This is a genomic window from bacterium (assembly GCA_023150945.1).
Taxonomy (GTDB): Bacteria; Zhuqueibacterota; Zhuqueibacteria; order Zhuqueibacterales; family Zhuqueibacteraceae; genus Coneutiohabitans.
The window spans coordinates 315,752-328,854 of record JAKLJX010000002.1; the positions used below are offsets into that span (position 1 = coordinate 315,752).

Here is a 13,103-nt window from a genome sequence, read left to right on the forward strand (position 1 = left end):
GAGGGCTTTGACTTTGTCATTCAGACGCCTATACTCCGTCAACATTTCGGGTTTGTCGAGCGCTTCGGCGAACTGCGACAACCAGTTTTCGATATAGGCTTCGTCAAGTTTGCCGTGCTGCTCAATCAACAAGGCTTCAACATCAGGTCAATCTTTGCCGCGGCCCGCAATCACTTTTTGAATGATCAAATCTTCGGCGGAACAAACCCAAATGGAGAACCCGTTGAGATTGCGGCGAACCGCGCGGGCGATGATCTGTTCTTCATAGCCGGGAGCAGTCAGGAGAAAATCGACAATCACCGCATCAATTTCTACCGCGACGACAAAGGGATTTTGGGGGGCGTTTTGCCGTGCGGCTTGGGGAAAAGCGCGCGTCAAAAGCGTACGAACACCGGCATAATCAAGATTCGACACCAACACCTTGAGATCAATGTCCTGAGTTACTCTCACCACCCCCCATTGTGAGAGCGCAATCCCGTCGATAACGGCATAGCGGTGGCCATTGTCCTCCAAAGTTTTGATGGCTTTACGCAGAGGTGTCGTGAGTTTTTTGGGCACGCGTGCGCCGCCACGCTTCGAATTTTTGGATCTTGGCATAATATTCTTCCCATTCTTGCAGACGCAGTTTCAGTCGCAAATCGCTTTGGGGCGGGGCCGAGTTCACGGCGAACTCCCACAAATCAACATACTGTTGCCATGCCTCTTCCGGTGAAAGCCTGCCGGCATTGCGCGCGCGATCAACCAGCTCAAACTCATTCCACTCGCGATACGCTTCCAGCATTTTGCGATAAAGCTCTTTGTCGATTGCCATGACGATTCCTTTGATTCCTGTGCAGCCTTCTTTGCACGCCGATTTTTTTCAAGCGCATTCTCACCGCACCGCGGCGCATACCATGGCCGCGTTAATGTCTTCACTGGTGAGAGAAGAATAGCTGCGCAGAATTTCTTCCTCGCTCACCCCCGCGGCAAGATTGTCCAGAATAACCGAGACCATGATGCGCGTGCCGCGAATGCATGCTTTGCCGTGGCACACGTTGGGGTTGATGCTGATGCGATCTTGCCAGTTGTTCGTCATGTTATCACCTGTGAGTTTTTGCCAATTGGAAAATCTGCCAACACGCGGCGGATGGCAACGGCGGTTTGGCGTTTATTCGTGACGTGCGGCAGAATCACCAGCAGATCAACGTCGCTTTGAGAGACGGCCTCGCCGGCCGCATGCGAGCCAAGGAGAATGACGCGCTCGGGTTGAAACTTCTGCGCGATGCGTTCCAACATGGCTGAAATCAGTCCGGCGGATGTCATCGGAAGATTCTCCCCAATGGAATTTCTGTAGAAAAAGTTTTCTCCGAAGAAAGCCGTGACCTGCCGGCCCTCATGTTTGTGCTTCACAAAACGCAAACTCAATTTCAAGCTTCGGCTTCAATCTCGACGACGCGGAGAAGGCGACAGGACTGGCAATGGAAACTGCCTTGAATCATATCAGCAACGATGTGCAAATAACCCAAATTATCCCAGCGCAACTCGTGGATTTCGTTGGCGCGTTGATCATACCCCTGCGGGTCATAAGAGCGATTTAAATCTGCCGGAAATTCAGGAGAAAATTGCAGCCGGACCTCCTTGACGCCTGAACATTCCAAGGTGTAAAGATCGCGCTGGGGAATTGGCGCATCAACCACATACGCTTCAAAAGTCAGCGTCAATGTCCCACGGGCGGCGTCACGGCTGAAGCCGACGATCACACAATCGTCGAAAGCAAGGCCTTTGAGTTTCATGGTTGAGTTCCTTGAGAAAAAGGAGTGGGCTGGTTAATCGTCAAATCCAAGTGTCCATGAGTTTGGCGTGTTCCAAACGTGCCTGATACTGGATCGTAATACTCGAGATCACCGGTATCAGGGTTGAATTGCCGGCAGCTAAAACGTTCCTGATATGAGCCGGCGTGCAAACCCGCACGAATAGCCGGCCGCTTGATCTTCAATCGCCACTGACCAGTCGAATCCACCCCGGGTTTCCGGGGCGGTAAAACCATCACCCGTGTTGGGCAACAAAGAGCAGCCCTGTAATGTGGCCCAAGCTCGTGACTCAGAAGCTTTGGGTGGAATACTAAAGTTCATTGAATGCCTACCCCGTTTTACTTTGACAAATAGATCAGAGATTTCTTCTCACTCACGCCGGCGGCGAGATTGTCCAAAATAACCGAGGCCATGATGCGCGTGCCGCGCCTGCACGCTTTGCCGTGGCACACGTTGGAGTTGATGCGGATGCGGTTTTGTCAGTTGTTTGTCATGGTTTTGCCTGTGACTTTTTGTGAAGGACCAAATCAAAATCTTCTGAAGGAAGTGTTTTCAACAAAAAGTCGCGAACCGCTGACCATCTTGTTTGTGCCCACAATATAACAAAAGTATTGAGGAATACAACACGAGCTGCATACGCAGCAACGGGCGAGATCAAAGAACGGGCCCACCGGCGATGACGAAACTCGATGGGGCGCTTTGACCTTTCCTTTGCCTTTCATTCAAACTCACGAGAAGCGCTTCTGCTTTTTTGAACACAGCCAGCAGGCCGCCGTCGCACAGAGAAAACTCCGGTTCGGGCAAACCGTGCGCGAGCGTTTCTTTGACGATGCGCTCTGTGCCCGTGCCCCAGCGTTCGATGTATTTGATAAAGAAAGCGCGCTCGCGATGAGCGGATTGCGCGGAATGGAATTGTGCGGATGCTTGAGCGCTGCGATCGTCAGTTCGGGCGGCGACGCGCCGGGATTCCAAATTTCGAGGTGATCATGTAATTGATCTTATTGGGCCGGGTGTTTTGCACGGATGAGTTGCGCCAGTTGCAGCAAAGCGGGATAACAATTTTTGATGTTATTATAGATCGCGAAGGCAATTGGCTCGTCATAGGTGTGGGAGGTCGCGTTCCGATCATCCAGCATCTGCACCCACAAGTCCTCCTCGTTGATCCAGCCGATTTGGTATGCGGTTTTCAGCGTTTCGCGCGGCGTTGTGCAAATCAAGCCTTCCATCACCAAAGCGCGTTTGAGCGTTTTCCAGGTCAGCTCAAAAACGAATTCGAAGCGTTGGACAGTGCCATCGACAAAAAACGAATTCGAGCTGTCCTCGGCAAGCGCCTCTCCCAAGCGCTCCAAAGCCGTTTCGAGCTAGTTCAACGAATCTCCAACCTTATTACTCATACAGAGTTTTCCCTTCACTGAGAATTCGGTGGCGCAGCACAGGCGCAGCGTGATTTATCCAAACAAGGTCGATATTGAGCAGGGTTGGAAGGGCCTCCAACTCGGCGCGCAGCTTTGCAAGAAGGGCCGGCGTTAACTGAGGATCGTCGATTGCGACATCATAATCCGACCGGGGGTGGGCGTCTTGGCGCGCGCGTGAGCCGAACAAGATGATCCGAGCAGCCTTTGCATGTTTGACAATTGTGTTGACGATCATTTGCTCCAGAGGTACGCGCGGCTTGCTGAATGAAGATGATTCGTTCATTCCTTGCTCAAGCTGATTTGGCATTTTCAGGCCCGTCGCTGCTCCTCTGTTCTGGTGAGCGAAAATATTCAATCTGGGCTTGCGTTGCAAATATTATGTCGTGTGCAGTGGCACTTCACTTTGTTTGCAACAACTCTGCGATACGCTCACGGTTTTCCTGCACCAGTTGCCTCTGCTCCGGCCAGAACATCTCCGGCAGCTCGTCGAGCGGAAACCACTGCGCTTCACTTGCGTGCTGGGGATCGGTGGGCCGGCCTTCGCTTTGATCGGTGAGAAAGAGAAAATAGTGAATCTTCTTCCACGCACGTTTGGCATAGTCCAGGCGCTCGCGCATGCCCAGAGAATCGAGCAGAGTAAGTCGTGACAGCCCGGCTTCTTCTTCAATCTCGCGGCGCGCCGCCTGTTCGAGGGATTCACCCGGGTCAACCCGGCCTTTGGGCAAAACGTAACCGGAGAGTCCTGGTTCTCCGATACACGCGAAGTAGATGCAATTGTTTTCAATTCGCACGACCACGCCGCCGGCAGAATCATGCTCCGGCACGTGCGGCGGGCGTTGGTACCAGGTGTGGTCAATCATCCGTTGTTCGCTTCTGAAACGCCTCGGTCCCGGAATGTGAATCAGCAAGAAGCCTGCCGGCCTGGTGGCAGAGACGCAAGCAAGAGTCCTTCACCAACCCCTGGGCGGCCAGCTCATCTGCAATTGCCACGTGCCGTGAAACGTTTCGACCGGCACGTTCTCCACAAAAGGCCGGCCGGCACGAAATCCGGTTTTGTGGCCGGTAACGACTTGCGGCACTGCCAAGAGACAGGCTTCCAAGAGGTCAACCTGCGCCAGCGTGGGCGGTTGAATCATCGGCCGGCGCCCCGGCATGATTTGAAACACGTGTGGGAAGGCCCGCGGACCCGCGACCGGCCAGTGATGGCGCTCGATCGCATCATGATCGACAATGGCGAGATAGGTCGGATCAGCAAAACCGAGGGTGACACAACGCATCGGCGCTTGCGCCAGTTCGAATTCATCGGCAGTCGCGCGCAGCCGCTGCAATTCTTTGCGGCTGAAGATGAGCAGGAGTCCGAACTCCACACCGGCGTTGCCCATCACCGTCAGATAAACCGGACTGCGGGCAAAATGCGAACATGTGATTTCCAGCGGGATCTCATCTGAGACAACACGCCAGGGTGCCTGCTGGTAGCAATGAGCGGCGGCTTGATACAGCGCGCCGGCGCGCTCCGGTGTGACGCCGCGCAGAGTCGTCAGCGCCGGCATTGACCTTGACCCTCTGCCTCCAATGCTCTTTTCCATCTCGGCTACAATTCGGTCGATCAGAGGGCTTCGTTCAACCAGTTCGACAGTGATGCCGGCGCCGGCCAGCTTTTGTCGCATCAAATCGGCGAGAGATTTTTCCGCAACGCGCAGGCAGGAGGGCCGCCGCGCCGGTCCCGCATGCGGCGCAATCATCGCCTGCCACAAGAAGCGCAGGGACGCCTGCGGCGGCGGCAACTGCCGAACCAATTGAAGCGCGACGATCAAGTCGCTGCGCACTTCCGCCCAGATTTCCAAAATCGGACGATAGGGGCCTCCGGCCTCGCCGGTGATCCAAAACGGCGCTTTGACCCGGCGGCCTTCCCAGATTTCATTAGTGGAGGGCGGCAGGTCGAGAAGAGTCTTGGGATTGTTCATCGCGCCCTCATTCAGGGAAATCGTGCCGCCAGAGGCACAAAACAGTCCAGCCAATTTTACCTTCGCCGGCTGCAATTCACCGCATGTTCAGTTGGCGAGCGCTTGCGAGAACAGCCAGCTCCAGAATTCCGTCTCCGCGTAGGCATCGTCCCAGGCGTTGTGGCCAACGCCGGGATATTCGGTGTATCTCACGTTGCCGCCCAACGCCTGCAACGCGGCATTCATCTCACGCGATTCCACAACGGGAATCACGGGATCGGCTTCACCATGAAAAATCCACACCGGCGTTTTGCCGATCTTTCGCGCAATTGAGGCATGCGGCTGGTCCGAGGGAACAAGCGTGAGCGCATGCAGCGGGAACAGGCGTCCGGGCGGCGGAATGATGCCGCCGCACACCGGCGCAAGGGCGGCAAATTTTCCGGGGTGGCGTGCGGCGAGATACCAGGTGCCATAGCCGCCCATCGACAGCCCGGTCAAATAGGTGCGCTGCGGGTCGCCGTTGAACTCCGCCATGGTTTGATCCAAAGCGGCGAGCGCCTGCTCTTCCATCGCGCCGATCCAAACCGAATCCGGCCGGCACTGCGGCATCACCACGAGAGCGGCGAATTCCGCGAGATGACGGCGAATGGCCGGGCCGATTCCCACCTGCGTTTGGCTTTCACAGTCCGTGCCGCGTTCGCCGGCGCCGTGCAGGAACAGAATCACCGGCCATTTTTTGGTGCGGGTGAATTCTTCCGGCACGAAGACTTGATAGCAGAATGTTTGACCGTTGCTTTTGATTTCGCGTTGGAGAAATCCGGTTTTCATTTCTTGCGCGCAGGTCAGAGTTATGCTGCTCAGAAGAAGGACAGTGAGAATTCGCACGTAGGTCATGGTCTCACCCTTGATTGGAGTCGATAAGGGGAATCACCGCAGCAAGAGAATGGCTTTTGCATCGCGCTGCCAGTAGATATCTGCCGGAAGCTGACAAGCAGATTATTCGGGCATCAATCCTGTACGAGCTTGGCGTGCGCTTTTCGCCGCCGCCGGCTCCGGTTTTCATTCTGGCTGAGAATCACCGGCCGAGGGTTAAGCTTGGGAACGCGAAGGCGTTTTTGTCTCAGGATAGCCACATGCTCAGCCATAGCCCATTTCGCCTGATATAAACAGTTTTCTACCGAATGGCCGATACCGGCGAAACCTTCCAAATCCGGAGAATAGAAACCGAAAAAGGTCGGGTCATCGGTTGCCTCGATGACGAGAGAGTATTTCAAGTCAAGCATCTTCTCTCCTCGTTCTCATTCTAGTCCCGCCGCTTTTAGGATGGCGTGATAAGTTCCAGTGGGCACTTCCTTCGAGCCGTGATAGTGGATGCGGATAAGCCTGGGATGGCCACGTTTGGCATAATGGCGAATGAATCCTTTTTCCTTGATCAATTTGAATCCATTCTTTTCCAGAAGCCGCACCCATTCGCTGAATTTCTCGGCATGCGAACTTAGGAAAAAAAATCAATATTCATCTCAAAAATTCATGCCTGCTTCTTTGTCAACTCAACGGGATCAACTGTGGCGCGCGCACCCAAACGTGTTCGGTGAGGTAGATGCCGATCAACACCAGCATGCCCGCGGCCGGCAGCAGCAGCGTGCCGGCCAGCGCCAGCAACAGCAGCGGCACGGCATTGCCGAACAGCAGCACTCCGTACCAAAACGTCTTGCCGAATCTGCCGGAGACGATTATCTGCTTCGCAGCTTTGGCATCGGCAGTCGGGTGCGGGGTGAGCAATTCCACGGCAATGGTGATCAGGTTGAGCAGAATGGCAGCATAAAGCGCCAGGCGCACATAGCCAGTCCAGCTTGCGGGCGAGGCGATGAACAACTTGCCCGCGGCAAAAATTGCGGCGCCGGCCAGGAAGGCGTGCACCAGCATATGCAGGGGCAACACGGGGCTTTGCCAGAAATCCCGGCCTTTGGCCTGCGCGAAAAGGAATGCCGTGTAAACTGCCACAATGACCGCAGAGAATGCCGCCGCCCAATTGGCAAAGAGTTCCACATTCTCCCAATGGAAGAATCTGGCGGCAGCCGCCAGCGTGAGCAGCGCGCCGTAACTCGTCAAGGCATAACCGCCTTTCACCAGCCAGGATTTCCACTGCGGCCGCAGCAGGACGTAGAGGAACCGTTGCGCCTGATCCAGGTCTTTCACCAGCAGCACCGTGGTGGCAATCAAAAAGAGCAAACCAAGCGCCAGACTCGACCATTGCACGGCCGGCGTCACTTCCGCGAGGTTGAAGATCACTGCGAGGAACGGCACCAGGAATGCCCCGGTGGCAATCGCTTTGGTCCAAACATACGCCGAGACTTCCCAGCCCCAGAGTACGCCCTTGCCGGGCGCATCGTAGACGCGGCGCGCTTTTTCCTGCGCCACTGCCAGCGCTTTCTGCTTCATCTTTTTTTCATCCCCGCCGCGCGGCACCAAAACCTCATCCCCTGTTCTCTCCATCTCGCCCTCTCCCCGTCTCCCCGTCTCCCCGCCCCGCTCTCGCGCCGTCACCCACTCTCCCATTCCCGCGAGATGCCCCGCCGGCTTCGCCGGATCCACTTGCTGTATGCGCGCTTCGGCAAAATGCGCGAAGTGTCCCACGCCGGCGGCTTGGGAACTCCACATGTAGCTGCCGGCTGGTGCAGTGGCGCTTGGCTTGAGGGAGGCATCATCGCCTTCGATATAGAATAATTTTGGACGTGTGCCTTTTTCCACTTTGCGCGCGGTCACTTGCTCGCGCGCGAGAAGTTGCGCGATTTCGGAGAGGGGATTATCCAGGTCACCGGAAATGATGGCATGCTCCGGACAGACATTGACGCAGGCCGGCTCCAATCCGATTTCCACGCGATGCGCGCAATAGTTGCACTTCGCGGCCGTGTGTGTGTTGGGATCGATGTAAAGCGCATCATAAGGACAGGCTTGCATGCACCCTTTGCAGCCGATGCAGCGGCGATTATCGAAATCGACGATGCCGTCGCCGCGGCGATAGAGCGCGGTGACCGGGCAAATCTCCACACAGGGGGCTTCGTCACAATGATTGCAGCGCAGTACCGAAAACAGCCGGCGCGTGTGCGGAAACTCGCCTTTCTCAATATATTTGACCCAGGTCCGATTGACGCCAATCGGCACCTCGTGCTCGGCTTTGCAGGCCACGGTGCAGGCGTGACAACCGATGCATTTGCGATTATCGATGATGAAGCCGAAGTTCATGCCTTCCTCGCAGCAATGAGGGTGAAGCCGTTGAGGCGGCGGTTTTTGAGGAACAACGCTGCTCCGGACGCGGCTGCCGGCCCGGCGGCGGTGGGAAAGATGATATTTCCGTCGAGAATTGCAAACGCAAAATGTTAAATTTCCTCCAAATTCCGCAAAGCGCTTGCAAAGGGGCGCGGTTTTTCTATCTTGCTGCGTTCCACCAGCATCGTGTACGACATCTTGCACCTGCCATGACCAGCCAAGCTGATTTGAGGATTCTGCTCATCGAGGACGATGTAGATCACGCGCAATTGTTGAGCTATTGCCTGCGCCATGCCTTCGAGGCCCGCATCCTCCACCATCCGGCCGCACTGCCGGCACTCGCCGAACTGCAAAATTCCGACTTTGACCTGGTTTTGCTGGACTATTTCCTGCCGGATCTCAACGGGCTGGAGGTGTTGCGACGCTGCCGCAGCACGCACCCTGCCCTGCCGGTATTGATGATCACCGGCCAGGGCGACGAGCGCATTGCCGTCGAAGCCATGAAGCTGGGCGCCTGCGACTACATCGTCAAGGGCAAAGACTATATCACCATCGTGCCGCTGGCGGTGCGCCGCGCCCTGGAAAAAGCCGCGTTGCAGCGCCAACTCGGCGAAACCGAATCGCGCTATCAGCGCCTGGTGCAAAACGCGCTGGTGGGGATTTTTCAAGCCACGCCCACCGGCCGTTTGCTGATGGTCAATGATGCCTTCACCCGCATTCTGGGTTATGGCCAGCCCGAAGAGTTGTTGCAGGTCGATCTGTCGCGGGATCTTTTTTTGAACCCGGCGGACTTTGCGACGCTGCGCGAGCGGCTGGCGCGCCGGGACGAAATCCGCGACGAGCTGCACACCTATCGCAGGAAAGACGGCACGCCCATCGTCATGCGCGAGAACATGCGCGCCGTCAGAAACGCCGCGGGCGAGCTGCTGCATTTCGAAGGCATCGTGCAGGACATCACCCAACAGCAGCGCGCCGAGTCCGAGATTCGACGGCTCGCCAACTTTCCAAAACTCAGCCCGCATCTGATTCTGGAACTCAATGAGTGGGGCGGCGTGCAGTATTTCAACCCCGCGACCGCCGCCTTTCTGCAAAATCAAAACAAGACTGCGGAAGAAATCTATACCATTTTGCCGGAAGATCTCGCCAGCCTCTGCCGCGAGCTGCTGGCGCCCATGCCGCAGCGGCGGATTGTGCAGCGCGAAGTCAGCGTCGCCGGGCAAATCCTCTACTACGAACTGCATTCCATCCCCGAAGAGCGCGTGGTGCACGTGCATGGACTGGACATGACCGAGCAGCGCCGCCTCGAGCTGCAACTGCAGCAGGCGCGACAAATGGAAAGCATCGGCCGTTTGGCGGGCGGCATTGCGCATGACTTCAACAACCTGCTCATGGGCATCATCGGCTATGCCTCGCTGATGAAAGACGAGTTGTCCGTCGATGACCGCCACTACGCTGACGTATGCGAGATCGAAGCGGCGGCGCAACGTGCCTCGGAGATCACGCGGCAGTTGCTGCTCTACAGCCGGCGGGCAGTGGGGCAATTGATCGACGTGACCCTCAACGATCTGATTGAATCGGTGCTGGAGACGTTTCACCGCAGCTTGCCGGCCGGCGTGCGCGTGCAAACCGCGTTCGCCGCCGATCTGCCCAAAGTGCGGGTCGATCCCATGCTGTTTCACCAGGTGATGAAAAGCCTGCTGGAGAACGCCGCGGAGGCCATGGCACTGCAGGGAGAAATCACCGTCCGCACCTACGCCAGCGCGCACCAGGAGCCGGATGCCTTGACGCAATTGGCGGCGCGGCCGGGGCGATTCGTCGTGGTGGCAGTGCAGGACACGGGCAGCGGCATTGCCGCGGAGAATTTGCCACTCATCTTCGAACCGTTCTTCAGCACCAAGGCGGTGGGCAAAGGCTCGGGCTTGGGATTGCCGACAGCCTACGGCATCGTGCGTTCGCACGGGGGCGTGATACATGTGGAAAGCGAACCGGGGAAGGGAACAGAATTCCGGGTTTATTTTCCGGCCGCTGATTAAGCCGGCACTCGCGGCGGGGCCTGAGCCTGCCGCCGCAAAACTCCAATTGGGGAGGAGACCTTCTTGAAACATGCCGCCCTTGAGGCGGTTGTCTGGTTCGCCCCGCCAAAGCATTCGCGACATCAGCCTGCCGGCGCAGTGACAGCGGTCACAGCTTCAAATAAGCGAGAATCTCATCATAAATCCCGCCTTGATTTGAATAGAGCGCATAGTTGCGTGCGGTCGCAAACCATTCCTTCGTCGTCGGCTTCAGCGTCGCGATGGCAGCGAGCAGGCTCTTGGTCGTCAAGGGCGCGGGCGTGCCGGTCTTCATGGCCTCGCGCAGCCTGTCTTCGATCGCCACTTCCACGCCTGCTTTCAAATCAGCGCCGGAGAAGTCCTCCGTTTTCTTGGCCAGCAGGGCGAAATCGATTTCCTGCGCCGGCTTGCCCTGCAGCAAAATCTTGAGAATGGCGGTGCGCGCGCCGGCATCCGGCGGCGGCACGAACAGAATGCGATCGAAACGCCCGGGCCGGCGGAAGGCCGAATCGAGATGCCAGGGCGCGTTGGTGGCCGCCAGAATGAGCACGCCTTCATTGTTGGCGTTCACGCCGTCGAGTTCGGCCAGGAATTGATTGATCAGTTGCCGGCCGGCACTGCGGCGCATGTCGCTGCGGCTGGCACCGAGCGCATCGACTTCATCGAAGAAGAGCACGCAAGGCGTATTGCGCCGCGCCTGCTCAAACATCTCGTGCAGATTGGCCTCGCTTTGTCCCAGCCACATGTCCAACACTTCATTGATTCCCACCGCGAGAAAACCGGCTTTGACTTCACCGGCGGTGGCACGCGCCAAAAAAGTCTTGCCGCAGCCGGGCGGGCCGTAGAGCAAAATGCCGCCGCCCGCTTTTTTGCCATAGGCTTGGTAAAGCTCGGGCCGGGTGAGCGGAAAGATGATCTTCATGCGGATTTCATCTTTGAGCTTTTCCATGCCGCCCACGTCTTTGAATGAAAGCTGGGGCCGCTCCACGGCGGTGTCGGGCGCTTCCGGCAATTCGCCCGCCGGCAGTCGTTCGCGATGATGATCCGGGGCTTCCCCCTGCGGGTTGAGATAGGGCCGCAGCCGTTCGGCAAGCTGATCGTCGGCGAGGCTGGGGTCGGCTGCAATCGCACGGCGATAGGCGCGTGCCGCCTCGTCTTTCTCACCGGCGGCCAGCAGCAGGCGCGCGTGCAGCATGTGGGCGCGCACCGGCGCTTTTTCGTCTTTGAGGATGTCTTCGATGATCACCAGTGATTCCGAGAGCTTGCCTTGTTCATAAAAGGCGCAAGCCAGGCCGATTTTGAGCATGAGATCGTCGGGCGCGAGCGCGAGCGCGGCACGATACTCTTTCTCGGCTTCCTGCGGTCGATCGTTGTCCAGCAGCGTATCGGCAAGGTGCATGCGCAGCGCCACATTTTCCGGCGCCTGCTGTACCGCCTGCCGCAGCGCCACCAACAAAGCCTCGGAAGTGTTCATGATTTGTTCCTGCCAGCTTGTTGAATTCGTGCCATCTGTTTGAGGTGATGCTGAAAGTGGGCTTTGATGAATCGCAGGCCCTGCGCCGCCGTCAGGCGTCCGGCGGCGGGATGCCGGATCAGCGGCAGCCGCAGCATTGCAGGCGTCAATGCGGACAGCGTGGCGCGCCATTGTTGCCGCAATGCTTGCCACTCGTTTTGCAGCTCGCGCAGGCTGCGGCCGGAGGCCGGCAACACCAGCGGCGTGGGCGTCTTGAATTTCAGCGGCGAACGCATGGCGCAGATCAGCAGGAAACAGCGCCACTGCGATTCCCAGCCCAACGGCGCAAGAGTGGCCGCTGCGCTCACCTTCTGCTGCAAATAGGAGAGCGTCGCCTTCTCCACGAGAATGAGATGCTCGATCACCTCCAGCACCGACCACGCCTCCGGCGCCGGTTTGAAACTGAGTTGGCTCGCCGGCAGGCCGTTAACGGTGTTGAGCAGGTCGGTGCGAAAACGTTCCAATGCCGCAAAGGGCTTTTGCAGGGCAGGCATCATGGGATCGGCTATCCAAGTTGAACAAGCGGTTGGCGATTTTGGGTGAAGATAGGCAATTGCCTTCCAAAAGCAAGGCTGAGTTGCATGAATGAGGCAAGGGCAAGGAATTCATCTTTGAAGTGAACGGCCTTTGTCGTATATTGCGCCGCGTTCCACCGATTGCGTTTGGAACTTTTCCTTGCTTCACTCATTGAAGAATCAAATCCCCGTGGAGACAACGCCGCTCGGTTTTGATTGCTGTAGGTCTGAATTCGCTTCGCTGCGGCCGGCTGTGAACCTGCTTCCAGAAAGGGGGAAATCCACCATGATTCCTCGCATTTACATACCACGAATCGATCGCTAGCCGCCTGCTCGCGATCCGATCCTGAAGTTGGCCGGACACTCCTTCCGGCGTGCTATTGCCTTCTCCCCAAGCTTCAAGGCAAGTTTCCTGTATTCTCCGCCGCCGAGATCGGTGTACGCCCTGTGACCGCGGGAATTCGTGCGCGCTTGTCAAAGCCCGCCTCGCTGCGACAAAGCCACGTGATCTCCGGCACCTGCCGTGAGCCAGTTGCGCTCTATCCTCATTGCACCTGAGGGAAGCGCAGGGAGAGTTTGGCATGCGCATCATGAAAAAATGACTTC

The 13,103-nt window shown here is 57.3% G+C and carries 18 protein-coding genes; 1 reads left to right on the plus strand and 17 read right to left on the minus strand.

The genetic code is table 11. The features are described 5' to 3' along the window. Positions 1 to 147: 147 nt before the first annotated feature. The 15 genes from L6R21_04545 to nrfD form a co-directional block, all read right to left on the minus strand. The gene (locus L6R21_04545) at positions 148 to 558 is read right to left on the minus strand and encodes a nucleotidyltransferase (GenBank protein MCK6558448.1); all 411 of its coding nucleotides are present in this window, start codon (positions 556 to 558) and stop codon (positions 148 to 150) included. Further along, positions 527 to 811: a hypothetical protein gene (locus tag L6R21_04550; GenBank protein ID MCK6558449.1), complete on the minus strand. Its 285-nt coding sequence runs from the start codon at positions 809 to 811 to the stop codon at positions 527 to 529. The genes L6R21_04545 and L6R21_04550 overlap by 32 nt, the downstream gene beginning before the upstream one ends. Positions 812 to 871: 60 nt before the next feature. Next, positions 872 to 1,075 (minus strand): DUF433 domain-containing protein, encoded by a 204-nt coding sequence (locus L6R21_04555; GenBank protein MCK6558450.1) that lies wholly within the window; start codon positions 1,073 to 1,075, stop codon positions 872 to 874. Further along, complete coding sequence (locus tag L6R21_04560; GenBank protein MCK6558451.1) at positions 1,072 to 1,302, minus strand: nucleotidyltransferase domain-containing protein; 231 nt, start codon at positions 1,300 to 1,302, stop codon at positions 1,072 to 1,074. Before L6R21_04560 ends, L6R21_04555 begins: the two co-directional genes overlap by 4 nt. Before the next feature lie 104 nt (positions 1,303 to 1,406). Beyond that, positions 1,407 to 1,772, minus strand: a complete 366-nt coding sequence (locus tag L6R21_04565; GenBank protein MCK6558452.1) for a hypothetical protein — start codon at positions 1,770 to 1,772, stop codon at positions 1,407 to 1,409. Positions 1,773 to 2,128: 356 nt separating this feature from the next. Continuing rightward, positions 2,129 to 2,260, minus strand: coding sequence for a DUF433 domain-containing protein (locus tag L6R21_04570; protein MCK6558453.1), 132 nt, complete (start codon positions 2,258 to 2,260; stop codon positions 2,129 to 2,131). 184 nt (positions 2,261 to 2,444) lie between these two features. Continuing rightward, on the minus strand, positions 2,445 to 2,762 hold the full coding sequence (locus L6R21_04575) for a hypothetical protein (protein MCK6558454.1): 318 nt from the start codon (positions 2,760 to 2,762) through the stop codon (positions 2,445 to 2,447). 26 nt (positions 2,763 to 2,788) lie between these two features. Beyond that, positions 2,789 to 3,139, minus strand: a complete 351-nt coding sequence (locus L6R21_04580; protein ID MCK6558455.1) for an HI0074 family nucleotidyltransferase substrate-binding subunit — start codon at positions 3,137 to 3,139, stop codon at positions 2,789 to 2,791. 37 nt (positions 3,140 to 3,176) lie between these two features. After that, entirely contained in the window at positions 3,177 to 3,560 is a 384-nt protein-coding gene (locus L6R21_04585; GenBank protein MCK6558456.1) for a nucleotidyltransferase domain-containing protein, read from the minus strand. Positions 3,561 to 3,603: 43 nt separating this feature from the next. Beyond that, positions 3,604 to 4,065 (minus strand): NUDIX domain-containing protein, encoded by a 462-nt coding sequence (locus tag L6R21_04590; protein ID MCK6558457.1) that lies wholly within the window; start codon positions 4,063 to 4,065, stop codon positions 3,604 to 3,606. Positions 4,066 to 4,155: 90 nt separating this feature from the next. Continuing rightward, positions 4,156 to 5,169, minus strand: a complete 1,014-nt coding sequence (locus L6R21_04595; protein ID MCK6558458.1) for a hypothetical protein — start codon at positions 5,167 to 5,169, stop codon at positions 4,156 to 4,158. 87 nt (positions 5,170 to 5,256) lie between these two features. Then, positions 5,257 to 5,976, minus strand: coding sequence for a dienelactone hydrolase family protein (locus tag L6R21_04600; GenBank protein ID MCK6558459.1), 720 nt, complete (start codon positions 5,974 to 5,976; stop codon positions 5,257 to 5,259). A 179-nt stretch (positions 5,977 to 6,155) separates the two neighbouring features. Further along, positions 6,156 to 6,431: a type II toxin-antitoxin system HicB family antitoxin gene (locus tag L6R21_04605; protein MCK6558460.1), complete on the minus strand. Its 276-nt coding sequence runs from the start codon at positions 6,429 to 6,431 to the stop codon at positions 6,156 to 6,158. A 15-nt stretch (positions 6,432 to 6,446) separates the two neighbouring features. Next, the gene (locus L6R21_04610) at positions 6,447 to 6,614 is read right to left on the minus strand and encodes a type II toxin-antitoxin system HicA family toxin (protein MCK6558461.1); all 168 of its coding nucleotides are present in this window, start codon (positions 6,612 to 6,614) and stop codon (positions 6,447 to 6,449) included. A 79-nt stretch (positions 6,615 to 6,693) separates the two neighbouring features. Then, complete coding sequence (nrfD, locus tag L6R21_04615) at positions 6,694 to 8,394, minus strand: polysulfide reductase NrfD (GenBank protein ID MCK6558462.1); 1,701 nt, start codon at positions 8,392 to 8,394, stop codon at positions 6,694 to 6,696. Between the two features lie 233 nt (positions 8,395 to 8,627). On the opposite strand from nrfD, the gene L6R21_04620 reads away from it, so the two are divergent. After that, positions 8,628 to 10,451 (plus strand): ATP-binding protein, encoded by a 1,824-nt coding sequence (locus L6R21_04620; protein ID MCK6558463.1) that lies wholly within the window; start codon positions 8,628 to 8,630, stop codon positions 10,449 to 10,451. A 148-nt stretch (positions 10,452 to 10,599) separates the two neighbouring features. Here the strand turns inward: L6R21_04620 and L6R21_04625 are convergent, their stop codons facing one another. Both L6R21_04625 and L6R21_04630 read right to left on the minus strand, forming a co-directional pair. After that, the gene (locus L6R21_04625) at positions 10,600 to 11,943 is read right to left on the minus strand and encodes an AAA family ATPase (GenBank protein MCK6558464.1); all 1,344 of its coding nucleotides are present in this window, start codon (positions 11,941 to 11,943) and stop codon (positions 10,600 to 10,602) included. Beyond that, a complete protein-coding gene (locus L6R21_04630) occupies positions 11,940 to 12,479 on the minus strand; it encodes a DinB family protein (GenBank protein MCK6558465.1) in 540 nt (179 codons plus the stop codon). Before L6R21_04630 ends, L6R21_04625 begins: the two co-directional genes overlap by 4 nt. Positions 12,480 to 13,103 lie beyond the last annotated feature (624 nt).